The 23533-nt window shown below is 56.0% G+C and carries 17 protein-coding genes and 5 pseudogenes; 15 read left to right on the forward strand and 7 right to left on the reverse strand.

What is annotated here, in order from left to right; translation table 11 throughout:
- The first annotated feature begins 235 nt into the window (after positions 1-235).
- The 3 genes and pseudogenes from KHO30_RS35085 to KHO30_RS35095 form a co-directional block, all read left to right on the forward strand.
- A complete protein-coding gene (locus KHO30_RS35085) occupies positions 236-1306 on the forward strand; it encodes a tyrosine-type recombinase/integrase (RefSeq protein ID WP_211703607.1) in 1071 nt (356 codons plus the stop codon).
- A 2-nt stretch (positions 1307-1308) separates the two neighbouring features.
- Positions 1309-3597 carry a tyrosine-type recombinase/integrase gene (locus KHO30_RS35090; protein WP_211703608.1) on the forward strand — a complete coding sequence of 763 codons (2289 nt, stop codon included), beginning with the start codon at positions 1309-1311 and terminating at the stop codon, positions 3595-3597.
- A gap of 23 nt (positions 3598-3620) precedes the next feature.
- A pseudogene (locus KHO30_RS35095) lies at positions 3621-3836 on the forward strand (ATP-binding protein); the annotation flags it as partial.
- Between the two features lie 261 nt (positions 3837-4097).
- Here the strand turns inward: KHO30_RS35095 and KHO30_RS35100 are convergent.
- Both KHO30_RS35100 and KHO30_RS35105 read right to left on the reverse strand, forming a co-directional pair.
- Complete coding sequence (locus tag KHO30_RS35100) at positions 4098-5225, reverse strand: J domain-containing protein (protein WP_211703609.1); 1128 nt, start codon at positions 5223-5225, stop codon at positions 4098-4100.
- 176 nt (positions 5226-5401) lie between these two features.
- A pseudogene (locus KHO30_RS35105) lies at positions 5402-5662 on the reverse strand (transposase domain-containing protein); the annotation flags it as partial.
- A gap of 125 nt (positions 5663-5787) precedes the next feature.
- Between KHO30_RS35105 and KHO30_RS35110 the strand changes: the two are divergent.
- The 7 genes and pseudogenes from KHO30_RS35110 to KHO30_RS35140 all read left to right on the forward strand — a co-directional run.
- Complete coding sequence (locus KHO30_RS35110) at positions 5788-6810, forward strand: tyrosine-type recombinase/integrase (RefSeq protein WP_211703610.1); 1023 nt, start codon at positions 5788-5790, stop codon at positions 6808-6810.
- Positions 6811-7051: 241 nt separating this feature from the next.
- Positions 7052-7537 (forward strand): transposase, encoded by a 486-nt coding sequence (locus KHO30_RS35115; protein ID WP_211703611.1) that lies wholly within the window; start codon positions 7052-7054, stop codon positions 7535-7537.
- Positions 7534-8319, forward strand: coding sequence for a DDE-type integrase/transposase/recombinase (locus tag KHO30_RS35120; protein WP_211703612.1), 786 nt, complete (start codon positions 7534-7536; stop codon positions 8317-8319). Before KHO30_RS35115 ends, KHO30_RS35120 begins: the two co-directional genes overlap by 4 nt.
- Positions 8320-8394: 75 nt before the next feature.
- A complete protein-coding gene (locus KHO30_RS35125; RefSeq protein ID WP_211703613.1) occupies positions 8395-9618 on the forward strand; it encodes a tyrosine-type recombinase/integrase in 1224 nt (407 codons plus the stop codon).
- Positions 9615-10559, forward strand: a complete 945-nt coding sequence (locus tag KHO30_RS35130) for a tyrosine-type recombinase/integrase (protein WP_211703614.1) — start codon at positions 9615-9617, stop codon at positions 10557-10559. Before KHO30_RS35125 ends, KHO30_RS35130 begins: the two co-directional genes overlap by 4 nt.
- Positions 10552-11550 carry a tyrosine-type recombinase/integrase gene (locus KHO30_RS35135; RefSeq protein ID WP_211703615.1) on the forward strand — a complete coding sequence of 333 codons (999 nt, stop codon included), beginning with the start codon at positions 10552-10554 and terminating at the stop codon, positions 11548-11550. The genes KHO30_RS35130 and KHO30_RS35135 overlap by 8 nt, the downstream gene beginning before the upstream one ends.
- A 126-nt stretch (positions 11551-11676) precedes the next feature.
- A pseudogene (locus KHO30_RS35140) lies at positions 11677-12039 on the forward strand (integrase core domain-containing protein); the annotation flags it as partial.
- A 315-nt stretch (positions 12040-12354) separates the two neighbouring features.
- On the opposite strand, the gene KHO30_RS35145 reads toward KHO30_RS35140, so the two are convergent.
- From KHO30_RS35145 to KHO30_RS35155, 3 genes are all read right to left on the reverse strand, one after another.
- A complete protein-coding gene (locus KHO30_RS35145) occupies positions 12355-12861 on the reverse strand; it encodes an aromatic-ring-hydroxylating dioxygenase subunit beta (RefSeq protein WP_211703617.1) in 507 nt (168 codons plus the stop codon).
- Between the two features lie 46 nt (positions 12862-12907).
- On the reverse strand, positions 12908-14200 hold the full coding sequence (locus KHO30_RS35150; protein WP_211703618.1) for an aromatic ring-hydroxylating oxygenase subunit alpha: 1293 nt from the start codon (positions 14198-14200) through the stop codon (positions 12908-12910).
- 430 nt (positions 14201-14630) lie between these two features.
- A complete protein-coding gene (locus KHO30_RS35155; protein ID WP_211703619.1) occupies positions 14631-15080 on the reverse strand; it encodes a cupin domain-containing protein in 450 nt (149 codons plus the stop codon).
- 1094 nt (positions 15081-16174) lie between these two features.
- Here KHO30_RS35155 and KHO30_RS39425 point away from each other — a divergent pair.
- Positions 16175-16287: pseudogene (locus tag KHO30_RS39425) on the forward strand (IS110 family transposase); the annotation flags it as partial.
- 181 nt (positions 16288-16468) lie between these two features.
- Positions 16469-17552: pseudogene (locus KHO30_RS35160) on the forward strand (IS3 family transposase); the annotation flags it as partial.
- A gap of 27 nt (positions 17553-17579) precedes the next feature.
- Here KHO30_RS35160 and KHO30_RS35165 read toward each other — a convergent pair.
- Positions 17580-19649 (reverse strand): recombinase family protein, encoded by a 2070-nt coding sequence (locus tag KHO30_RS35165; protein WP_211703620.1) that lies wholly within the window; start codon positions 19647-19649, stop codon positions 17580-17582.
- Complete coding sequence (locus KHO30_RS35170) at positions 19642-19833, reverse strand: hypothetical protein (RefSeq protein WP_211703621.1); 192 nt, start codon at positions 19831-19833, stop codon at positions 19642-19644. Before KHO30_RS35170 ends, KHO30_RS35165 begins: the two co-directional genes overlap by 8 nt.
- 727 nt (positions 19834-20560) lie before the next feature.
- Here KHO30_RS35170 and KHO30_RS35175 point away from each other — a divergent pair.
- From KHO30_RS35175 to KHO30_RS35185, 3 genes are all read left to right on the forward strand, one after another.
- Entirely contained in the window at positions 20561-21520 is a 960-nt protein-coding gene (locus tag KHO30_RS35175; protein ID WP_211703622.1) for a PDR/VanB family oxidoreductase, read from the forward strand.
- A gap of 124 nt (positions 21521-21644) precedes the next feature.
- Positions 21645-22940, forward strand: a complete 1296-nt coding sequence (locus tag KHO30_RS35180) for an aromatic ring-hydroxylating oxygenase subunit alpha (protein ID WP_211703623.1) — start codon at positions 21645-21647, stop codon at positions 22938-22940.
- 2 nt (positions 22941-22942) lie between these two features.
- Complete coding sequence (locus KHO30_RS35185; protein WP_211703624.1) at positions 22943-23467, forward strand: aromatic-ring-hydroxylating dioxygenase subunit beta; 525 nt, start codon at positions 22943-22945, stop codon at positions 23465-23467.
- Positions 23468-23533: the final 66 nt, after the last annotated feature.

Here is a 23533-nt window from a genome sequence, read left to right on the forward strand (position 1 = left end):
TAAGTTATTTGGAATTGGAGTCGTGCTACGTTAGAGCAACGTTTTTGTTGAGGTGGCACGCAGGACGTATTGAAACGAGATTACGCAGGGTTATCCACGGGGCCGCCGCCCGCTTTTCCATAGCAAGAGGCGAGCGGCCCGGTGGATAACCCGTACCGAAAGCGCTGCCGCATTTCATGTTTGTGCTGAATCGTCGTGTGTAACGAGGCAGCATCCCTCGCGAGAGGAGCAAATCATGGTTGCAAGCAACGCCGTCGTCGAACCAGTCTGGGAACGATACCCGCTCATCGCCTCAAACTCTTATGCTCGACGTTGGATACAGAGTTGCGTGATGCTCGGCCTGGCAAGGAATACGGTTGCGGCGTACATGTACGCCGCAGAAGGCTTCCTTCGCTTTGCACAGGACCGCTCCGTTGATCTGCGCAGCATATCGCGCGAAACCATCGCGCAGTATGTCGGCGACCTGCGGACCCAGCCAAGACGAGCGAATGCGAATGTGATTCGCATCGACTCAGGCGGTTTCCTGTCGAACGCAACGCTGCAACAGCGTCTTACCGCAGTCCGGCTACTGTTCGAGTTTCTGGTTGACGAGGGGCTCATCAGGACCAACCCCGTCAGCCGTGGCTGCTATACGGCGGCCAGCCACTTTGGCGCGCGCGGCGAACGAAGCCTCATCCAGAGGTTTCACAAGCTGCCGTGGATTCCAACGGAGGCGCAGTGGACGGCCCTGCTGGCTGTGGTCCGCGACGAACCGAAGCGTAATAGATGCATGCTTGCGTTTGCCTATGATGCGGCGCTTCGTCGGGAGGAACTGTGCCAGCTTCGGGGCAGCGATCTCGATCCGGCCCACCGGCTGCTACGTATCCGGGCAGAGACGACAAAGGGGCACCGCGAGCGTGTCGTGCCGTATTCCGATACTTCCGGCGAACTGCTGCGCGACTACCTTCGACACAGGCATGGCCTTGCCGGCGATCGGCACGCCTTGTTCCTGTCCGAATCACCTCGCAACCATGGGGCGCCGATCACGCTATGGACGTGGTCCAAGGTAGTCCGATCCATTGCGCTTCGTGCCGACGTTCCGGCGTTCTCGACCCATACGCTGCGCCATCTTTGTTTGACCGATCTGGCCCGCTCGGGCTGGCAACTGCATGAGATAGCCCGGTTTGCAGGTCACCAGAATCTGGAGACGACCAGGCAATACGTGCACCTGTCCGGACACGATCTGGCCGACCGGTTCGCAAAGACCATGCATCAGATCCATGCGTGGCGTATCGACGCCCTGGTTTCTGTCGCCGATACGGAGTAACGATGATGAACTCTTCCCGGGCTGCACGCACCCCGAAGCCGGACGCCTGTTTTTGGACGTGGCCGATCCAGGTTACCGACTATGATCGCAGAAACCAACTGACGGCTGCGGAGCGCAAGGTGTTGACGCGCGAGCTTCCTCTTGCTATGGCCAGTGAGCGGACGGTGAAGGCGGTCCTCGGCAAGCTGTCCGGTCTTAGACGTCTACTCGCTCCAATCGACGACGCGCTCGCCGTTGTCGACAGCAAGCGTCTATACAACGATCGTGTGAGGCTGATGCTCCTTCAGTGCTGTGCAATGCGAAGGACTACTTTCTGGGCATGGGACGCGACGGTGTGGCGAACTGTCCTGGGGACCACGCAACAGGCGTTCTTCGCAGCGCACCACCCGACTCCCCGCGCGGGCGGTGAGCGCCAAGCGTTGATGGCGGTTGCCTACCTGCTGCACTGTTTCCACGACATTCCCAGCCTGGGCGAAGTGAAACGGGTTACGCTGGCGGAGAAGGTCTTCGGCAAGCAGCGAATCGCGGATACGCTGCTGCGCGTTACCGAGATCTCGGCAGCGTGGGGATATCACGGTCCCTGTAAACCGTTGATGAGTCTGGTCGCAGAACTCCTGCTCATCAACCAGCGCCCCGAGCTTGAGTTACTGACGGCCGAGTTCATCGAATCGATCCGCAAGCGCTGGCAGGACTCGAACTATCGCAGCTCACTGTACTTCCAACTCTTACGCATACTCGCAGCGCTCGGGGTCATCTCTGCCGAACCAAAGATCCGCAACCGGGTCGACTGCGAACGTATTCATCGAGCCAGAACCGCCGGCCTGTCCAGGGATTGGGTTCTCTCAGTAGAGCGGTGGGAGGCAACCAGCACGTTGACAGCGTCCAGTCGCAGGCATCTTCGCGACACGGTCCTCAAGGCCGGCCGTTGGCTGCAGGATACCCATCCAAACATCACCCGCGCGGACCAGTGGACCCGAGAATTGGCGGCGGAGTACGTGGGCGCTGTGGCGCGTATGAGTGTTGGCGATTACGTCTGGAGGACCGCTGGCCTGGAACCGAAGCTTGGCAAACCGGCATCTGCCCGATCGAAGAACTTCTTCCTGGGTTCGATGCGGCGGTTCTTCGCCGACCTGCAGGAGTGGGAGTGGATCCCGCGACGGTTCGATCCGTTTCGGGCCTTTGCGACGCCGCGCTCGATCATGGCATTGATCGGACCGGCACCGCGCACCATCGCCGATGACCTCTGGGCGAAACTCCTCTGGGCTGGCCTGAATCTAACGATCGCCGATCTTCCTGGTCACGGCAGTGCCCCGAAGGGACGTAGCAATGCCACAGGCGCCATGCTTCGCAACGGAGGCTACTATCCGCTCGAAATGCTACAGGCGTTGAGCATCGTATGGCTCTTTGCAGGACTGCGTAGCGACGAGATTGTCCGATTACGCGTCGGCTGCGTGCGCAAGGAACCATCGATAGGACAACAAGGAACGCAGTGCTGGATGCTTGACGTTCCGGTTCACAAGACCGGGACGGCATTCATCAAACCAATCGACGCCATCGTCGGTGAGGCGCTAACCGCCTGGGAGCACCTACGCCCCACACAACCAGCCGCGCTCGACATCAAGACTGGCGAGCGAGTTGATTTCCTGTTCTCGTACCGCGCACGAGCAATTCCACGCGCGTACCTGAACAAACGGCTGATTCCTATGCTTTGCCGCAAAGCCGGCATTCCGCAGGCGGATGCACGCGGTCAGATCAGCAGCCACCGCGCGCGCTCCACCATTGCGAGTCAATTGTTCAACGCCCGCGAACCGATGACGTTGTTCGAACTACAGGCGTGGCTCGGCCATCGTTCACCCGTGACCACACAACACTACGTGACCTTCACACCAACCCGGCTCGCCCGAGCCTATTCGGAAGCCCAGTACTTCCAGCGAAACCTGAGGATGATGAACGTCCTCATCGATCGTCAAGCAATCGAGCATGGCCATGTGGACGAGCCGTGGCGATATTACGATCTCGGCCATGGCCTCTGCTCTTATGAGTTCTTCGATCAGTGTCCGCACCGCATGGCTTGCGCACGTTGTGACTTCTACGTTCCGAAGGAATCGTCGCGCGCCGACCTAATCCAATCGAAGACCGGCATGATACGAATGCTGCAGGAAATACCGCTGACCGACGACGAACGTGCAGCAGTAGAGGGCGATCAGGAAGCGGTAGACCGCCTGCTCCGGCGCCTTGAGACCACACCGACACCGGATCGGGCTGACTCGCCAAGACGAAAGAGACATTGATTTGAAAAATCGCTCAATTCCACATAATAACGGCCAATCAGCCATTCTCAGGCTGGAACGACGTGTTTCCTGACCCTGGCATGACCGTCGCCGCCATCGACCGCCTCGTTCACCACTCAACGATCTTCGAACTGAATGTCGAAAGCTATCGGCGGCGCAGCGCCAACGACAAGCAGAAAGAGCGGCGGCGCCAATTACCCCCCGACGAACAAAATGGAGCGACAACTATAGCCAACTGACAGCGACAATTACCCCCGTCGACCGGACATCATAGTTGTCGCGCAGGCGGTCATCGTAGTTGACGCTATCCAGTTATGTCCTCTATGTTCGCCGGAAGCGCGCTCATTTCCATCCCCACTGTATGTACAGTATGGGTATGCAACAGATTCCCCGTAGCGTCCAAGCGCATGCCAGTCACTAAAAAACACGGGCACATGTGCCTTCATATGTAAGCGGTGTTTTCTCCACACTACGAAGGAAGCGTGAGGATCAGCGGTCCGCTAAAACGGCATATCGTTGTAACGCGGCGCGGCCAATGACCGCTTCACAATCTTTAGCCATTCCTTCAGTTGCTTCATGTCTTCGAATACGAGCAGGTCATGTTCAAGGGCGTGGAGGCTCTCCTGCAGCGAGAAGATATCAGCGGCAAGATTGCGCATGATGGTGGCGGGCGACACCTCAATGAAGGGTGGAATTCCGTAGCTGTGCTTGAATCCGTTCTCGACATGCAGGATTTCGTGGTCGAGTTCACCGACCTGTTCCTTTAGTATCTTGTTGTAGTGTTTCAACCGGTCTTCGCCGATGTTGTTGATGGCGCTTTGGTCGATATGTTCCAGCTCCAACTGCAACTCAAGTAATTGCAACAGGCTGTTTTTGCTATACGCCTGATTGGCCCTTTGCATGAGAGCGGTCTTGCGCTCACGTTCCTGCGGATCAGTTTCTCGATCAGGATGCAGAGCGCTGGCTAGTTTTCGGTAGACCTCGCGAATCGATAAACTGAGCTCTGCCTGCTCCGCTTGTTCTCGTGCCTCTGCGGCGAGTTGTTTAGGGGTCTTTTTTCGTTTCACGCGGCGTTCTTCACGAGCTTGGTTTTCGACGGCATCTTGTTTTCGGAGCTGCTCCATTTGCGCCTGCGCGCGCTGCAGCACATCCTCGGGCGAACTCATGTCAACGTCGTCGCCTAACTCAACGCCGAGCATGGCCTCGAGCGCCAATTTCATATCGTCAAACTCGGCGGCAGCTTCACTGTCAAAGTCAGATTCGCTGTAACGGTTGTAAATCGTTTTAAGCTCCGGATCATCGCTCTCGGCGACCAACTCCCCCGCCAAGTCGCTGATCAGGTCGGCAATCGTGCGCCGCTCGGATTTGGTCAGCCCCTTCATATCGTATGTTTGGTCCAGGCGATAAACGAGCTTGGTACGCAAGTCGATGGAAGTTTGCTCAAGGGGCGCGAACTCGCTAAGGTATTTCCGATGGAAGGCAGGCATTGCAGCCTCCCAGGCACTCAGCCGGGCACGCCGCTTTTCGATCTGCTTGATCAGCGTGTTGAATGCCTTTTGCCCCTTCGACAGATGAGCCTTATTGTGGTCGGGAGCAATGCTGATGGCCCTGAGATTTGTCCTGGTCATAGGATGATTTCCGCTGGTCGTTGCGAGAGAGCGAGCATCCCGCTATTTTAACGGAGGTCGCTATAGCCGCGTTGGTTCCGCACGCGGCTATAGCGGAGCACGTGCACGTCGCGATCAATGATCGACTCATGCCGGCAGCGTGTCGAACGCCGATTGGACCCCAGAGCGTAGTCTCTTCAGACGTGGGTTGTCACAAGCTGCGTGCGTTTGGCGAAGTTAAACGGCAATAAGTCGCCGATGTCAGCCCCCGGCGCTCGTTGCGGCAGCTCGTTGAGCACATGATGCAGATAGGCATAGGGCTCGACCTTGCATGCCCGGCAGGTCAGCACGAGACTGTAGACCATGGCGCTCGCCTTTGCGCCCGCGACTGTGTCAGCGAAGAGCCATGAATTTCTCGCTGTTGCAAACGGCCTGATATCTCTTTCGAGAATGTTATGCCGACTCCCGGATTATGCCGCGTCGTAGTCGCCCATGGTGCAGGGCACGCCCTCGAATAACGATTGAGTCGGCATAATCCTATGATCTCTCTAGGCTGGCTATTGCGCTGGCCAGGAGAAATCACATGAAGGCGAGAAACTCAGTCGGCTCATCCGACGGACTGCCGGCCCGTCACGTTGATGCATTCCTTGACCGTCTAAGGGCGGCGCGATATTCCGAGGTCACGCTTGGCAAGAAGCGAAGGGTCTTGGCAGCCTTCTCTCTCTGGATGAAGAGCCAGAACATCGACCTGGCCCATCTCGACGAGTCCGACGCCGCCTTGTTCATGAAACGCCTGAGCAATGCACCGGCTCCCCGAGTTCAGTTTGAGCTTGCGGTATTACGGCTGTTTCTTGTCTATTTGCGTAACGAAGGAATCGTGCATTTACCGTCGGTAAACTGTCAGTCGGCGGTCGCCGATATACATGACCGTTACGTGGATTACCTGAGGCAGGAACGTGGGCTGGCAAAGAACTCAGTGCTCGTCTACGGACCATTCATTCGCGACTTCCTCGATTGCCAGGATGTCGGTAACGGCACTGTTTTGCCCGATGCATTCGACGCCGTAACGATTCGAAATCACTTGCTTGCTCGCAGTAGAGGTCGGTCCGGCGAGTACATGCGACTCATGACGGTGTCCCTCCGCTCGTTTTGCCATTTCTTGTTTCTGCGTGGCTATACGCCACATGACCTGTATGAATCGGTACCGACGGTCCGCAAGTGCCGGCAATCGTCCGTGCCAACATTCCTCACGCCTGAGCAAGAAGAAGTCATCATTGCTTCTACTGACCGATCAACTCCGCGCGGGCGCCGCGACTATGCCATCTTGCTGTTGTTGGCTCGGCTCGGGTTACGTGCCGGAGAAATTGTCGCGCTTGAGCTTGGCGACATCCGCTGGCGGTCAGGAGAACTCGTTATACATGGCAAAGGACGAATGGTTGAACACGTACCGCTTCTATCCGATGTTGGGGAGGCGCTCGCCAGTTACCTTCAAACAGATCGCGGTACAAGTGCATCCCGACGGGTCTTCTTGCGCATGTGGGCGCCCCGCGTTGGCCTAACGGGTCCAGCCCCCTGTGTCAGGCTACTTGTCGTGTGTCTTTCTTGAAATAAGAATGTCTGATCTGGTTTCCAAAGTTGGGTTGGGTTCGGTTTTTTTGCTTCATTTTTCGAACATCCTTTCCGGAATTAGGGGGTGGGTGTTACGGGTGGAGCGCAGCGGAACCCGCCCCCTCAGGATGCCAGGTTTGGGATTTCTGTTCGCATCGCAAAGGCGCACACGGCGTTCATCGTCCTGCGGCGGGACTGGTTGTCGTCTCTAAATATCGATCTCATATATAGAGGCAGCAATGACAGCAAAGCATTCTGAAGCGTTTATCGAGCAGGCCCTGGTCAAGGTATTTTCACGCGGCGACCGATCGGTTAAGTCGGTCGCAGAAGACCTGAATGTCGGCTACTACACGTTAAAATATTGGATGAAAAGGAAATCTGTGACCAAGAGCGGTGTGCCGGCGACGCGAGAGAAACGCCCCCAGGACTGGACTGCTGCAGAGCAGTTGGTCGCTTTGCAGGAAACCCATGGCTTGTCCGGGGAAGCCTTGCAGGCGTGGTGCCGCGAAAGAGGCATATTCGCCCATCATCTGACAAGCTGGCAGACCGCCTTTTGTGCAGGCGGACAAGAGTCATCGGGCACCCGCGAAGTACGGACGTTGAAAGACGAGAACGTGAAGCTTAAGCGCGAATTGATACGCAAGGACAAGGCACTGGCGGAGGCGGCTGCGTTGCTGATTCTGCAAAAAAAGTTCCGCGCGCTGTGGGAGGACGAGGCGCAATGACCTGCCTTCCAGAGCGCGAGCAGGTGATGGCCATGGTGGCCGAGGCGATCGTTGCAGGTGCACGCCAGGCGCGTGCCTGCAAGGTCATTTCGCTGAGCGAACGCACCTTGCAACGCTGGCAAAACGATCAGGCTGCCGGTGCCGGTGCCGGCGATCGCCGGCCGGCACGGGTACAGTCGCCCAAAAATCAGCTGAGCATGCTCGAACGCCAGCGCCTGCTGGCGATTGCCAACTCGCCCGAATTCGGCCATCTTCCGCCAAGCCAGATCGTGCCCCGGCTGGCCGACCGCGGGCAATACGTTGCCTCTGAATCGACCTTCTACCGCGTGCTGAAGGCCGAGAATCAGCTCAAGCACCGTGGTGCTGAAAGGCCGGCAAAACCGCGCAGCAAGCCGCGTGCGCTGTGTGCGACTGCGCCGGCCGAGTTGTTCAGTTGGGACATCACCTATTTGCCGACACAGGTCAAGGGGATCTATTTTTACCTGTATTTGTTCATGGACATTTTTAGCCGAAAAATCGTTGGCTGGCAGGTCTATGAAGGAGAAAGCAGTGAGCTGGCAAGCGAAGTGATGCGTGACATTTGCGCACGCGAAAACATCGCGCGCGATCAGGTGGTGCTGCACTCCGACAACGGCAGTCCGATGAAAGGCGCCACCATGCTGGCCACGCTGCAGGCGCTGGGGGTGATGCCCTCGTTTAGTCGCCCGGCGGTGAGCAATGACAATCCATTATATGTTGCGGCCAAAAGGATGTTGCGCGAGGCTATCGGTTGTCGTAAGTAGGCAGGATTTGGCGCTCTTGACGCAACATATCAATTGGAGTGTTCTGGTGATCCATCCATCAACTGGAGGTTCGCCATGTTTGAGAAACTATTGTTATCCGCGACGGCCCTGCGGCGCCATCAAGACGGGCCGCTCGCCGCCGAGCGTGAGCGCTATCTCCAACACTGCTCCGATACGGGTGCCACGTACTGGTCGATGCGGATCAAATGCAATGAGTTGCTATGGGCCGCCCGGCTGCTTGATGGGGATCTTAAAGACGGCTTCGACATGGAAGGGCTGGAGGCGCTTGCTGACCGGAGGATGGCGTTCCAGAGTGCACGTACGACAAGGCGAAGGTTTATCGACGTCACTCGTCCATGGCTTCGGTTTCTCGGGTGGTGGAACGAATCTGTCGATAATTACGAATTTCAGGAGAAGCTCGATCAGTACTGCTTGTGGATGCGTGACGAACGTGGCTTTACCGACTCAACCATTGTCGGTTGGCGATGCCGTGTTCGGGATTTCCTGATCTGGTGCGACGTAGGCAATCGTGAATTGCAACTTCTTTGGCCTAGCGACATCGATGCCTACTTCATCGATGACGTCGCTCATCACTGGAGCCGACGGACGGTCGCGACGGTCGCAGCCTTATTGAGGAATTTCCTGCGCTATGCTGCGTCGCAGGGATGGTGTCGTTCTCAACTGGCCGATGCAATACGTGGTCCGCGCATATACGCACAAGAGTCGTTGCCTTATGCTCCAGATTGGAGTGACGTGCAAAGGCTATTGGCCTGTACCTTGATCGATGCGCCCCAATATATACGCGACCGCGCAATCCTCATGTTGTTGTCCATCTATGGCATGCGTGCCACCGAGATTGCGACTCTGCGGCTTGATCAGGTGGACTGGCAACAACGTGTCATTCGGATATTCCGGCTCAAGCGAAGGCAACCCCAGGTGTATCCGTTGTTGCCGTCAATGGCAGAAGCATTGGCCCGCTACATCGACATCGTGCGTCCGTCGACACGGTACCCTGAGGTATTTATCGGACTGCACTCGCCTCAGCGACCACTGACGCGGGCAGCCATCTACAAGATCGTCAGTCGGAAGTTTCTAAACCTCGGCATCGAGGTCGTCCATCGGGGCCCGCACGCGCTTCGACATGCGTGCGCGACGCGACTTGTTGCCGACGGCCTGACGCTCAAGGAGATCGGCGATCACCTCGGTCATCGCAGTACAGAGGCAACCCACACGTATGCCAAGGTGAACCTCGCGGCGCTTCGCGAGGTGGGTGACTTCGACCTGGGAGAACTGCTATGAAACTCGCCACTGTCATCGAGGCCTATATCGCTTTACAACAGTCACTCGGCTTGCGCTCAAAGACTGCCTGGCGGTCACTGCGTCGATTCGGACGTCAGATGGGTGATGTGCATATCACCGACCTTCAATCAGAACGTGTCCTGAGTTACCTGCAAGGCACGGGTCCACTTAGCTCAAATTGGCGGACCAAGTACCGATTGCTGATCGGTTTTTATCGGTTCGCTATCAGCCGAGGGCATGTCGCAGTATCGCCACTGCCAACGACTCTGCCCAAGTTCCCGCCGCAACAAACTCCTTATGTCTATTCGACGTCAGAACTGCAGCGACTGCTCGACGCTACGTCCGTGCTGGAGAGCGCCCAGAGTCCGCTACAAGCACCGATGTTCCGGACCCTGATCCTGCTGTTGTATGGAAGCGGACTACGCGTCAGCGAGGCGCTGGGGCTGACCCTGCACGATGTCGATCTTGAACGGAGAATCATTACTGTCCGCAACAGCAAATTCCACAAGACGAGGCTGGTGCCGATTGGTCCGAAACTGACTGTAGAATTGACGACGTTTGCCGATCGTCGCCGCCGACTTCATATGCCAGACGGCGAAGATTCGCGTTTCTTTGCGTCTCGTACCGGAGCGCTTTGGAACTATCCGCGTGTCATCACGCTGTTTCAGCGCGTACGACGCGTCGCAGGCATTGAATGTCCACCGGGCGAGCTGCGTCCGCCACGAATGCATGATCTCCGTCATACGGCAGCCGTCCACAGAGTGATTGCCTGGTACCGATCCGGCCAGGATGTGCAACGTCTGTTGCCGCAACTGGCAACGTACCTCGGGCACGTTGAGATAAGCTCGACCCAGCGCTATCTGCAAATGACTCCGGAGTTGCTTCAAGAAGCCAGCCGGCGCTTCGCCAGGTACGCAGACTGCGGAGGCAATCATGATTGACAGGAATCTACTCGGCACATGGATTCGCCGTTTCCTCCTCGAATATCTGGTCGGTGAACGCAATCTGTCTCGCAACACGCAGGCGAGCTACCGCGACACGCTGACACTGCTCCTGCCATTTGCAAGCAAGCGTACTGGCGTCGCGATCGACAAGATGGCTGTCACCGATCTATCCCCTTCGGTCGTGCGGCAATTCCTGGACTATCTGGAGCGGGAACGGCATTGCACTGGCGTGACGCGCAACCAGCGCCTTGGGACCATCCATTCGCTGGCCCGCTTCATCGGCATGCGCTCACCTGTGCATCTGTCCTGGTGCACCGACGTTCGCCTGGTGCCATTCAAGAAGACGGACAAGACCCTGATCACCTACCTTGAAAAGGCCGAGATGGATGCACTGCTGCGCCAACCAGACCGGCATACCGTGCTTGGCTTACGCGACTATTGCTTGCTGCTGTTTCTGTACAATAGCGGTGCCCGGGCTGACGAAGCCGCACGCCTGACCATTGACCATCTTCATCTCGACGATCCACCGTCGGTGCGGATCCACGGAAAAGGCAACAAAATACGGATGTGTCCACTCTGGCCGATGATGATGCCTTTGTTAGAAAAGCTAATTAACGGACGCGGCACCGACCAGGTCGTCTTCCTCGGTCGCGCGAACAAGCCGATGACGCGATTCGGTATCCACCGTCTCGTCACCCACTACGCTGAGATGGCAAGCGATGAGATGCCATCCATACAGGCCAAGCGGGTCAGCCCGCACAACATCCGCCACACGACTGCCGTCCATATGCTGCGCAGCGGCGTCGACATCAATACGATCCGGGCGTGGCTGGGACATGTCTCGCTGGACACGACGAATATCTACGCTGAGGTTGACTTGGAAATGAAGGCGAAAGCGCTGGCAAGCGTCGATGTTTCCGGGCAACCGGCGGAACCCCTGCGACAACGCCACTTGCCGTCATTGATGACGTTTCTCAGGGGGATATAGCCAACATCTTCCAAAAAATATGTGCCGCCTGCACGCCAGGATCTCCCCCGGATACTGGCGTTCTGCGCCGCAGGTAACATATCTTTGGCCGCAACATATAAAGGGATATGTGATCGATCACATATCCCTTTTAGCGAATCCATCTTCAAAACGATGAAGTATCGGCCGAGCTATCCGCAGCGCCCGTTTGAGCACCTCCTGGGCGCAAGGCAATGGGTCGGCACGTTCGTTCATTGGTATAACGAAGAACACCGTCACAGCGCCATCGGCTTCGTGACACCTGCACAGCGCCACGCGGGCCTGGACACTGTGCTGCTCAGCAAACGGGTCGAGCTCTACGAAGCAGCCAGGCAAAGGCACCCCGAGCGCTGGAGTGGCGCCACGCGAAACTGGCAGCCGGTCATGATTGTGCACTTGAATCCGGAAAAACCGGCAACCCAAAAAGCTGACCGGAAGGAGCAACGTCTGGAACTCAAAACGGCCGCATAAATGCAACATTCAGGCGACAACTAGATTGAAAATTTCCGAGGGAAGGGTGCGATCCCGGTCAGATAAAAATTCTCGCGCCGAGTGTGCTTGCGAAATAGGTAGAAGCCGGCTTGCGCAAGCCTCATCTGTTCGTCGCTCACTGCCTGTCTTCGAGATAATTGCTCGATGAATAAGCCCCATAGCATTACACGGGCAACCTTTGCGTAATGTCCTTAGCATCAACTGGATAACGTTAGCAGTCTTACGTATTAATTGTCCTATGTTTTTATCTCGCAGCAATTTCTAAGTAATCTTCCCCGTTTCTCTATCGCCTTTTCAGAAATATACCGAGATGGGAGCTAGTGCAGCATCCGCATCAATTATGTCTACCCGTTTCCATCGCATTTTGTAGGATTCGGCGCTCGGTCTGAGTAAGTGCCAACACGTTCCAGTGAAAAATCGTCGGTTACCCTCGTCGGGAACCACGTTGGGGCGAAATTCGCCCATTAGTAACTTCGAACGAACAAGGACATCGCCGTCTAGCTGCTCCTCACCTTTCCTAGGAGTTTCTAGCGATATGTTGGCGACCAAGCGGGACGTTCTGCTCGGGGGTAACTGCGCGTGAACCCGGGGATGTCTCAACCGAGCGATCCGCTCCTGCATCAGCAACCGGTCGTCAAAGAAGATTGAAATTTCCGAATACGGATTGCTCCGATCCGTAGACGCAGGCATCCAATAGTAGCCGTCCTCGGTAAACAACGTAGCCCATTCTTCGAACTTTCCTTCATCAAGCAGACGCGCCTCTTGCGCCAGAAACTGTGAGACTTTTCCAAGCACGCTCATCCACGTTCTCCCACCCATTAAATGACAGAACTGCCGCTCTGCTAAGCTAACTTACCATGTACTTCTTCCAAGCTCGGTAATGCGCCCTGATGGCCGCTTCACTGGTACCGAAATCTTGGATAGCTCCTTCAAGGTTTTCGCCCGGCCTGTACCCTCTACCCAGAATGACCCATTCCGGCGACGTCCTCTGAAGACCCAACTGAACTCGGCGGAAGCACTCTAGATCGTCGGTCTGAATCAACGAGGCCGGCGAATGCGTCACATTCATATATCGGATCACTGCTCTGTTCATTTCTTCTGGAGCACCGACAAGCTCGATTGGATATACGCGCACCTCTGTTTTATCCACAGCTATAGGATGTACTACCCGAACATGCTGGCTGAGCATATGCAATATAAGGTTAGGCCAAAAAAAACCAGCGTGAAACTTCTCCTTCACAATTTCTGTTGCTCGGGCTTTGCCATGCGTGAGGACGAGTGACTCCATATACTTCGCCCATACAGGTCCAGTTCGTTCTTTCTCTGCCCCCGGTATCGGACCAATACAGTTGTTGCCGCTTGGAAGAACGTGCAGGCGAAGCTGGTCCCATGGTGACAGGGCCGCCGTGCCTTCAGCCAAGCTGACGCCATCTTGACCCTCCCTGCGCTGAAATTGCCGCTCACCTTGAGTCATTGTCGATTCATGACCATAAGGTGGATGGTACACGTCTCCCGCATTATCCGTCTGTTCCTTCCAGTTACCATAGTAAACATACCGGTGCGCTTTGCGTGAGACCCGCACCTGCCCCTCAGGAGCACGATCAACGATATCGTCAATCGTTGGTTTCATGAGGTTGATGTAATCCTCGAACGACATCAAAGGCACGTTCGCCGCGCAAGCGAAAATAAATCCGCGATAACTTTCCGTTTGGATAGCATTCATGCTGAACTCAGGCCCTCGGAGATCGTAGCATTCCGGGTATCCGTTTTTAAGTGGCGCCGCTAATAGCCTACCGTCGGTTCTAAAAGTCCAGCCGTGATATGCACAGCGGAAGCTCTTTCCCGTATTGCCAAAGTGCTCATTACAAACTAGCGCGCCTCGATGGCCACATCGGTTATACAACACGTAGACTTGTCCGTCACTGTGGCGGGATAGCAAAACCGGACGCGTACCGATCGTGGTGGTCAGAAAATCGCCCGCGTTCGGCACCTGGCTTTCGTGTCCGATGAATACCCAAGCACGACCAAAGATTTTGTCCATCTCCAATTCGAAGATGGCTGGATCTGTATAAAGGGTACGGTGGATCCTATCGTCTTGCACCAAGTCGGCCAACTCGTGGATCGGAGCAGCTGCGCTCATTGAATCCTCTCTTTCACAAATGCGACTCGACACCGTACAGCGACCCGATTTTGTTCATAGTATCGAGGAATACAGCGCCTCATCTCGCAGCACCGTCCCGCGATGGTATCGATCGGCTCGCCCAGCATGGTGCAGTCGCTCGGTCAACACTCCGGAATCAAGGGTGTCTTGACGCATCATCAGCGACGCGCAATACCCGCAATACCTCTTCGGCCTTTGCTCCCGGTCCCAAGGGAACCACACGCAAAGGGAAGCGGCTCGAATAAGGGCGCTCGTGCACCTATTGCTCTGCTTTGCTGCAGAACTCAAATCCGCGCCGTACGTACACAGGCCCTGTGCAGCAATTTGAACTGCGCTGGCCAACCAACTTCACCCTCAGTCACTGTCCGCGGCGACTCGCCATGGTATATTGAGGCAAAAAATCTGAAGCTCAGCCTTCTTTAAAGACCTGAAAATTGACTTGTCCTGCCTTCTTCTTTTCCAAATCAGTTCGGGTGTTTTTGACGCCTTTTGCAAACGCCTCCACTTGCAGGAGTTCGAGCAATTCATCACTTCCACTCTCAAACCAATAGCTTACTTCGCGCGGGATAAAAATCCCTTGGAAAGGGTTAAGTTCTGCGAGCAAGACATTCTGCTCTCCATAAAATCGCGCTTTCCCTTTTAGAACGAACCAGAACCCGTCCATCCCGGCATGAGAGTGGAGGTTGTTTTCACCCCCTTTCTTAATTACTTGTACAGCGGCAGTAAGTATGTCGCTCCTACACAAAGGAAAGATGCCTTTGGGTCGCTCCAATTGCGGCGTAATATAACTAAAAATTTTCGCCGATTTCTCTTGTAGAGAAGGTGTCTCAAAATCTTCTAGACTCAGTTCGTTCGCCATAGCTACGTCCTTCCTCAACAGTTCGGGGGATACCCAATGCGACTACATCGGTTACATCGTATTTCAAAAGACAACTGGCAAAGCCGGGCCGACGATGCGATTGCCGTCAAGTAAAGTCGATGTCCGTTCGCACAAATTTTGCCGACTGGCACATCGGGGTGTCCTTGTCCGATCCAATGCGCGGGCGCTTGACGGGGCAGGTCACAGGAGCCCAGCGGGTCTGTTTTAACTGGCGTCTTGTCGAGTTTCAACGCCTTGGCAACCGGCCGACCCCTTGGCCGCGTATCAGGCCAAGTTGCTATATGTACGTCGACGCGCCCCTTCAGGCCAAACTACCACTGGTTCCCTTCCGGACTTGGCATATCTCTGGGTTGCGTGCTCCTGTTCTTTGCTCCTGTTCTTGGTCGGACTCGCCCTGCTATCAATCTGGCACCGACTACCGTGCCCTATTCAAGCACGCAGCAGCAGAAAGCGAGTGCTCGCTGAAGATGCTGAGAAATCAGTCATTGGCACGTCACTCCGGCCTAACCATTGCTGCACATTGCTGCAAGAAGTCAATAAGCAGAACAGCGTCGATAGCAGACGGAAACCAGCCAATAGGATTGGGAAGCGCACGAGGCGCAACCAGCGCCAGGAATTCGACCCATGGCCCGTGCGCTCTGTCTCTGTCTATTCGATTTCGCTCCTGTCGTTCGCGTCCTCAAGGACGCTCAACTAGAACGGAGACCATCCCAAATCGCTGCGAACTGCTTACTACGTACAAAGCTTATGCGTCGATCTGGCAGATGAGAAATTGAATTGCTCAATACATCTATCGGATTGACCAATGCGGCGATTGGTTAGCGGCTGGTGTTACGGCAACTGGTGCGCGACAATTAGGAAGTCCGCCGATACGCCGGTTGAAGCTTAAGTTGGGGAAAAACTGAAAGCCGAAGAGGCCGGGCGCTTCGTGCCCGGCAAACCATCAAAGAGATGAAAAAGGCAAAACGACAACAATCGGTCGGGTAACATTCCTTCTTGAGGCAACACGCGCCGGCATCATAGTTGTCGCGCGGGCACCAGGCACCTCGACCGTCACCAAAGCTGAAGGCGGTCAGGGCAGCATTACCACGACTGGCAACAGTTATGCAAGAAAGCTGCTGACCGACGCGGCTTGGCGCAACGCCACCCAGCACGGGTGAGTTCGGACATTCAGCGTCGGCACGACCCCAAACTCAATTTCGCAACAGCTTCTTATTGGTACGACGATTGCCCATCAAATGGATACGTGCCCGTTGCACGGCGGATGGCGAGAACGGTAAGGAGTACGGTCAACAAACACATGTCTGAGCTTGCCCCCAAAAAACGAATCCCTTGCTGAGTAGGTAAACTCAAGCAAGGAGAGAACGATGACAAGCAAGGCAAAGCGAGCGCAATACACACTCGAGTTCAAGTTGGAAGCGGTGCGGCTGGTCAAGGCCGGGCAAAGCATGGCGGCGGTGGCGGCGACATTGGGTGTGGTGGAACAGACGCTGTACAACTGGGTGAAGGCTGACCGGGAAGGCAAGCTGACAGGAGCAGGCACGAAGCCTGTGAGCCCGGAACAGATGGAACTGGCACGGCTGCGTGCCGAAGTGGCACGCCTGAAGATGGAGCGAGATATTTTAAAAGCGCCGCGTACTTCGCCAAGGAGTCGACGTGAAGTACGCGTTCATCGAGCGCAATCGACGCCTCTGGCCGGTCTCGGTCCTATGCGAAGTGCTGGAAGTCAGTCCCAGCGGATATCATCAACGCCGGCAACGCACCGCGCAGGTCAAGCCGCACCGAGGCCGCGTGAGTAACGACGCACTGCTTGCGCACATCAAGGGGATTCACACGCAGGTCAAGGGCGAATACGGCTGGCCTCGCATGTGGAAGGAGCTGCTCACGCATGGCGTGCGCGTGGGCAAGGAGCGGGTTCGCAAGCTGATGGCGCAGCATGGCATTCGGGCTCGCCACAAGCGCAAGTACATTGCGACGACAAACTCGAACCACGATTTGCCGGTTGCTCCAAATCTGCTGGAGCGCAACTTCACTGCAACTGCGCCGAACCAGGTCTGGACGAGCGATATCACCTATCTGGCGACAGCCGAAGGGTGGGTGTACCTCGCGGTCATCATCGACCTGTTCAGCCGGCAGGTGGTGGGCTGGTCGATGCAGCCGCACATGAAGGCTGAACTGGTCACGGACGCATTGCGCATGGCGAGGTTCCGGCGCCGCCCTGAAGCCGGCGCAATCGTGCATAGCGACCGGGGCAGCCAGTATTGCAGCGGCCTGTTTCAGGACACGTTGAAGGCCTATGGCATGCGTTCGTCAATGAGCCGACGCGGCGATTGTTGGGATACGCCGACCGAAAGTCTGTGGGGTTCGTTGAAGGTAGCACGCATGCATGGACGGCACTTCGCCACGCGGCGTGCCGCAATGGATGAGGTGATTGACTGGCTGAACTTTTACAAGTGTGTTTCATACTGCCCAACCTCGCTATGTGCTTGATAAATCTAGAGAGCCCTGTTGTGCCATTGGTTTTGTGGGGTATCCGCGCCGTGCACGTGCCCTAGCCACGAGTTCGGAGACGGCATCCCCGCCCAGCGAATTGCGATTGAAGATCCACGGACCATTGGGCAACGGATGTTCGGCTACGATCTCGTTGCGCTCGACCGCAAGCCTGAGCGTTCCGGGGCTCACGCCGACGAACGCCGCAGCCTCGGTCAACGTCATCCATCCTTCAGCGGCACGTCGCTCGCTCGAATAGACAGGGATCTGATGGTGGCTACGCAACGCGGTGACTCGCTCCTGGGTCCAGAAGTTACCCCGGCCGGTTCGCAGGTCATTGCGATTGAGCACGCCAGCAATCACCAGATCCGGACAGATACGGACGAGCTGGCGCACGGCATCAATCGCTTCGCGTGACGTATGCGTGGTGTTCTCACCGCGACGCCGCCGTGGCACACGAATCTCGGTATGTACTCCGCCTTTCCAGTGGATGACGAGCACGATTTCGCTCGTTGCGTTGTCGACGTCGACCACGACTTCGTGGATCAGGGTGCGCACAATACGCTTCTTCAGTCGGGCGTCGGCCTGCGGCCAGATCGATTCCAACGCTGCAGCAAGATCGGCAAACTCATCGGGCTGGGCAGGCGGTGTCTGACCGGATGTGCGCGACTGTTGCTCGATATGCGATTCCACTTCCTCCACGCGCAGCAGCGCATCATTCCAGCGCCGCTCCAGTTCGTCGGCGACAAGCCGGTTTTGAGGATCAGCAGCGTCGTACTGTTTCTGCGCGCGTTGGGCGGTATAACGTGCCGCCTGCAGATCCCGCTGTAGCGCGGCCAGCACTTCATCCTGCTTCAGGGTCTCTTCTTCGCGCGCCAAGATTGCCGCCTCAATTGCCGCCGGTTGAACGACCTGCAAGACCGCCTCGGCGATGGCCGCGTCCGCGCGCGTGCCACCGAACGCAATGCAACGCGGTTGTCCCTTGTCCAGCCAGCCGCGATGACAGCTATAGCGCAAGGCGTCGTGCCTGTTACCCGTGTAGTGTAGCGTCAGCTTGCTCGCGCAGCGCCGACAGCGCAACAGCCCCGCCAGTAGGGCCTCGCCGTTCTTTGGGGCGCCAGCGTGTCCGGCCAGACGCAGGTTGCCATTGATCGCGCACTGGACCCGCTCGAATTCGTCCCACTGAACGTACCCGTCGTGGGCATTGGGAATGAGCGCAAGCCACTCATCCCGAGGTTTGCGGCGATCACGTTTGCGCGGTTCCCCGCCTTCGTAATTGATCGTGCATTCGGTCTTGCCATAGGCATACGCGCCACCGTAGATCGGGTTGGTCAGAATCCGGTACACCGTGCCGTAGCTGGGCCGTTTCCATTGGATTTCGCCGCGCGGCGTGCATGCCGGCAACCGCAGGCCGTGCTCCAGGAACCATAACAATGTCTGACGCACCGATCCAATCGCGCCGAACTGGCGGAACACCGAGCGAATGGCGCCCTGCACGCGCAAATCCGGATCCTTCTCCAGGCGCTGGTCTTCAGTCTTGCAGTAACCCACCGGCGCCGCGACGACGAGTTCGCCGCGTTTGGCCTTCTCCCGCCGAGCTTCGAGCGAACGCTGACGCAGCAGATCCAGCTCGTATTCGTTCAGGCTGCCCTTTAAGCCGAGCAGCAAACGATCGTTGCTCTGCCGTGGCGCGTACACGGTCTCCTGATCAACGAGCACCGTGTCGACGATGCGGCACACCTCAACCAGCTGCTGCCACTCGCGACTGTTGCGCGCAAATCGCGAAACCTCACGAGCGGCAACTGCGCCGACGTGCCCAAGACAGACCTCTGCCACCATCCGTTCGAAGCCCGTGCGCGTTTGTGTTCCGGCCGCAGAGCGCCCCAGATCCTCGTCGATCACTTCGATCTCGTTCCAGCCCAACTGATGCAGACGATCCTGCATCGCATACTGCAGCTTCTGGCTCTCCAGATTGTGGCTGACCTGGTAGGCCGACGACTGGCGGACGTACAGCATGGCCTTGCGTGTCAGATGCTGTGCCCGAATCTTGTCACTCATCGCCCACCTCCGGCTCGTGTACGACGGCGAACAGCCCGCGACGGTGTTGCCGCAGCAGTTGCGCCAGCAAGCGCACTGCCTCCTGCCGGACCTCCTGCGGCAGGTGCGTCCACTGTGGCGTCTTCGAAAAAGGATGAAACAAGTCGAGTTGAGCGCCCGGTTGCGGGCTGGTCTGGCGTCGCATCAGCACCTCCTGTACGGAGCAAAGGATGGTGCTCAGCTTGTACCATACCGCGCTGCGTGGCAGCAGGCGCCTGCGCCAGCAGGTGCTTCAGTTCCCTCAATGCTTCACAGCTGACGGTGGGAGACGTTGCCGAGGTGATGCGACAGCAGGCAACGGGATCGAACATCCATTGCGGTACCTCCAGCAAACCCGCCGTGTCTAACGGCTCTCGTCCACAGCGCAGCACTGACTCGGCGTTCTTCCTCTCTATCGTGGTGAAAATCCATACCGTATGCCCGTACCACGGGTGCCAACGATAGAGAACTTCCCTTGACTCGGTGATATGGGCGTTGTGTTGACGGCTTGTACAATGCACGCCGGTTACACTCGACACTCGACTACGTCAGTCCCATGACATTCGAGAAGAACTGGTTCGCGGCTCAGCAGGGCGAAGCCGCATAATTCCGCCAGCTATGGGATTCGTCGAACGGGGGCAAGGTCAGTCATCGGAGACACCGATAGGTCCATCGAAACAAACAATTTCTGAAAAGACGAGGAGCGGATTACAATTTTTCCAAAGGCCAATTCATCTGAAATTGCCGTCGCAGATCTTAACTTTGGTTGCAGATCTTTTTAAGGCGCCTCTAATAAATTGGTTTAGCGCATTTTCGAAATCGCATCGAGCATGTCTAAGCATCCCTGCTGGATGCAATTTGATTCCTACAATTGATGCTGGTCAACTTATTTTATGTTTGCGAAGATCAAATCAATCACCGAAGATACGCCGAAAACGAAATTGTATGAGCTTGTTGGCATTGATGACATGGCTCTCCCCGCTCACACTGCGGGAGCTCATATCACTATTCATATCCGACCAGATAGCGGCCCAGAGATCCTACGATCTTACTCAATCATCAATCCGCCCTCCGAAGTGGGATTTTACAGAATAGGTGTTCAGCGCGAACCGCAAAGCCGGGGTGGCTCTGCATACATGCACGACATTGCAGGGGTGGGTGACGTCGTGGAGTTTGACGGACCGAAGAATTATTTTCCACTGGCTACCGGCGCCCAGGAACACCTATTAGTTGCCGGAGGAATTGGCATCACCCCGATATTATCTATGGCAAGTCATCTAGAAACGGGTGGAGCTACATACGCCTTGCATTACGCCGCCAGAAGCAAGGAGAGCATGCCACTTAGAAGACAAGTGATGGAAGTTTGTGGGGAACACGCGAGACTGTGGTTCGATGACGGGGATTCAACGAATGGCATGAACCTCCAGGAAATCCTAAGCGCCTGGCAACCCGGGCGTCACGTGTATGTGTGCGGGCCGGTTGGGCTAATCGAGTCCGTGCTAGACATTTGCCGAAAGAACGGATGGCCCGAGTCAGACTTACACTTCGAACTATTTAAAAACCCCCAACCGGCGGAAGGAGTGATCGATCCACTTTACATCGAGCTGCGGCGTTCAGGCCTTACGCTTGAAGTTCGGACAGGTGAGAGCATTCTTGAGGCTATTGTCGCAGCCGGCGTCACGGCCGACTACGACTGTCAGATTGGCGAATGCGGTACCTGTGTGACAAAAGTTCTGGAAGGCAAACCTCTGCATCGAGATTACTACTTGAGCGAAAAAGAACGTAACGCGGGGAGATGCATCTGCACATGCGTGTCCTGGGCGGAAACATCTCGTTTGGTACTTGATCTTTAGACAAAGGATGCAACGATACCGTATCGATCGATAGTGTATCTGTCAGGCTTAAAGAGGCTATCGGATGCCCGCCTATTGTTAACGAGCAGGAGCATCAAAATAAATGTACACGTCTGGAGCAGAAATGAACGAAATCGAGACTTTAGTCAAAGACGATCGCGTCCACCGCGACGTTTACACGGATCCAAAGATCTTCGCATTGGAAATGGAACAGATTTTTGGTCGCACCTGGGTTTATGTCGGTCACGAAAGCGAAGTCGTCAACGTCGGAGACTTCGTAACCTCATTCATCGGCCTACAGCCGGTTATTGTGTCCAGGCATACGGACGGAACTATTCACGTCCTGCATAACCGGTGTGGCCATCGAGGTGCCATTGTATGCAATCAAGATAAGGGAAACACTGGAAAGAGCTTCCGGTGTGGGTATCATGGCTGGACATTTCGCACGAACGGCGAACTGTTGGCCGCCCCACTGAAGAACGGATACCCCGACTGCTACGACTTGGCAAAGAATGAGTTTGGTCTCGTGCCAATTAAGGTGGCTAATTACCGCGGTTTTCTGTTTGCCAACGCAGGCGACGACAGCCACGGGGATTGTGATATCAGTACTCATCTCGGCCCGATGAAGGCATGCATCGACGCGATTTGCGACCGTGCTCCGGACGGTGAATTAGATCTTTCCGGCGGGGTTCAAAAATACTATCTGCTTGGCAACTGGAAGACGCAGATCGAGAATTTAAATGATCTCTATCATCCACCGTACTCGCACGAGTCGACGGTCAATGAAAAAGATGGTCGGCAGTTCGTGCGTAGACCGGGTGACGGGCAGGGACCGCAAATCATCGATAGCAACCTGAAGAGATCAATCTGGGACATGATTGACATCTTCGCATTTGATGGCGGGCATAGCTATTGTGGGCCGCTCAACATGGGAGAAAGCGTGCAGACTGGTGATCCTGTTTTTGATGATTATAAGTCTGCCTTGCTCGCGAAGCACTCGCCGGAGCGGGTCGCCGAAATTCTCGTTGAGAAGTTCCATAATGCAATTTTTTATCCAAACCTTAACATCCAGCTACTGTCGAACCACATCAGGGTTATCCGCCCGATCGCGGTGGACCGGACCGAGGTACGCGTGTATCCGGTTAGACTAAAGGGCGCCCCGGAGGAGATGTTTCACGCCGTAGTACGTTACCTAAATATCACTCATTCGCCAGCGTCTCTTATACAAACCGATGATTTAGAGATGTTCCGACGAATTCAAGTAGGTATGAAATCGCACGGCACCGATTGGGTTGTCTTTGGTCGTGGATTCGGTCAGGACGTGACCGAGGGCAATGCAGCGAGAGGATTTGGAACCAGCGAACTAGCCATGCGTAATCAGTATAAGGCTTGGCGTAAATACATGTGCGGAGCAAACTAGAAATGGCAGACAGACCTCCGATTCTTGCGTCTTCCGAAGCACCTGACATTCGGGAAGTTGAATCGTTTCTTCGGCATGAAGTTGATTTGCTGGATAAGCGACAGTTCGATGATTGGGTGGGATTATTTGATTTGGATGGCTACTATTGGGCGCCGGCAACGCCGGATCAAGAAAGCCCGCTAACACAAGTATCTATTTTTTACGATGACCGCGCGCTGATGACCCAGCGAATATCGCGACTGAAGCATGAGCGAATCCACTCGCAGATCCCTCATGCGCGGACCGTACACTCGGTGACGAACGCCGTAGTTTCTCGGTTTGATTCGCACGCCGGCCTAGTCACAGTGTGCTCGAAATTCTTGATGGCCGAATACCGGCCGAGCGTTCCGGAAGGGATCGAGCGACTTTTTGCTGGCGATTACGTGCACGAGCTCGTCAGGTCAGAGATGGGCTTCATTATCAAAAGCAAGAAGGCGACGTTAATAAACTGCGACAGCACGTTTAGCCCACTCGCACTGTATTTTTAACGACGTTGACAATAAGGGACTATGAGGAGTGTTCTGCGGTCGTGGCGTTCGCAAGGCGAATTTAGG

It is taken from the genome of Paraburkholderia aspalathi (assembly GCF_905220735.1).
GTDB lineage: Bacteria > Pseudomonadota > Gammaproteobacteria > Burkholderiales > Burkholderiaceae > Paraburkholderia > Paraburkholderia aspalathi.

Excerpts from the sequence above, each read along its gene's own strand:
- KHO30_RS35170 (WP_211703621.1), bottom strand. The coding sequence starts at position 19,833 with ATGCGACGCCAGACCAGCCCGCAACCGGGCGCTCAACTCGACTTGTTT.
- KHO30_RS35125 (WP_211703613.1), top strand. The coding sequence starts at position 8,395 with ATGTTTGAGAAACTATTGTTATCCGCGACGGCCCTGCGGCGCCATCAA.
- KHO30_RS35115 (WP_211703611.1), top strand. The coding sequence starts at position 7,052 with ATGACAGCAAAGCATTCTGAAGCGTTTATCGAGCAGGCCCTGGTCAAG.
- KHO30_RS35085 (WP_211703607.1), top strand. The coding sequence starts at position 236 with ATGGTTGCAAGCAACGCCGTCGTCGAACCAGTCTGGGAACGATACCCG.
- KHO30_RS35155 (WP_211703619.1), bottom strand. The coding sequence starts at position 15,080 with ATGGCGAACGAACTGAGTCTAGAAGATTTTGAGACACCTTCTCTACAA.
- KHO30_RS35120 (WP_211703612.1), top strand. The coding sequence starts at position 7,534 with ATGACCTGCCTTCCAGAGCGCGAGCAGGTGATGGCCATGGTGGCCGAG.
- KHO30_RS35090 (WP_211703608.1), top strand. The coding sequence starts at position 1,309 with ATGATGAACTCTTCCCGGGCTGCACGCACCCCGAAGCCGGACGCCTGT.
- KHO30_RS35180 (WP_211703623.1), top strand. The coding sequence starts at position 21,645 with ATGAACGAAATCGAGACTTTAGTCAAAGACGATCGCGTCCACCGCGAC.
- KHO30_RS35110 (WP_211703610.1), top strand. The coding sequence starts at position 5,788 with ATGAAGGCGAGAAACTCAGTCGGCTCATCCGACGGACTGCCGGCCCGT.
- KHO30_RS35100 (WP_211703609.1), bottom strand. The coding sequence starts at position 5,225 with ATGACCAGGACAAATCTCAGGGCCATCAGCATTGCTCCCGACCACAAT.
- KHO30_RS35185 (WP_211703624.1), top strand. The coding sequence starts at position 22,943 with ATGGCAGACAGACCTCCGATTCTTGCGTCTTCCGAAGCACCTGACATT.
- KHO30_RS35135 (WP_211703615.1), top strand. The coding sequence starts at position 10,552 with ATGATTGACAGGAATCTACTCGGCACATGGATTCGCCGTTTCCTCCTC.
- KHO30_RS35175 (WP_211703622.1), top strand. The coding sequence starts at position 20,561 with ATGTTTGCGAAGATCAAATCAATCACCGAAGATACGCCGAAAACGAAA.
- KHO30_RS35145 (WP_211703617.1), bottom strand. The coding sequence starts at position 12,861 with ATGAGCGTGCTTGGAAAAGTCTCACAGTTTCTGGCGCAAGAGGCGCGT.
- KHO30_RS35150 (WP_211703618.1), bottom strand. The coding sequence starts at position 14,200 with ATGAGCGCAGCTGCTCCGATCCACGAGTTGGCCGACTTGGTGCAAGAC.
- KHO30_RS35130 (WP_211703614.1), top strand. The coding sequence starts at position 9,615 with ATGAAACTCGCCACTGTCATCGAGGCCTATATCGCTTTACAACAGTCA.
- KHO30_RS35165 (WP_211703620.1), bottom strand. The coding sequence starts at position 19,649 with ATGAGTGACAAGATTCGGGCACAGCATCTGACACGCAAGGCCATGCTG.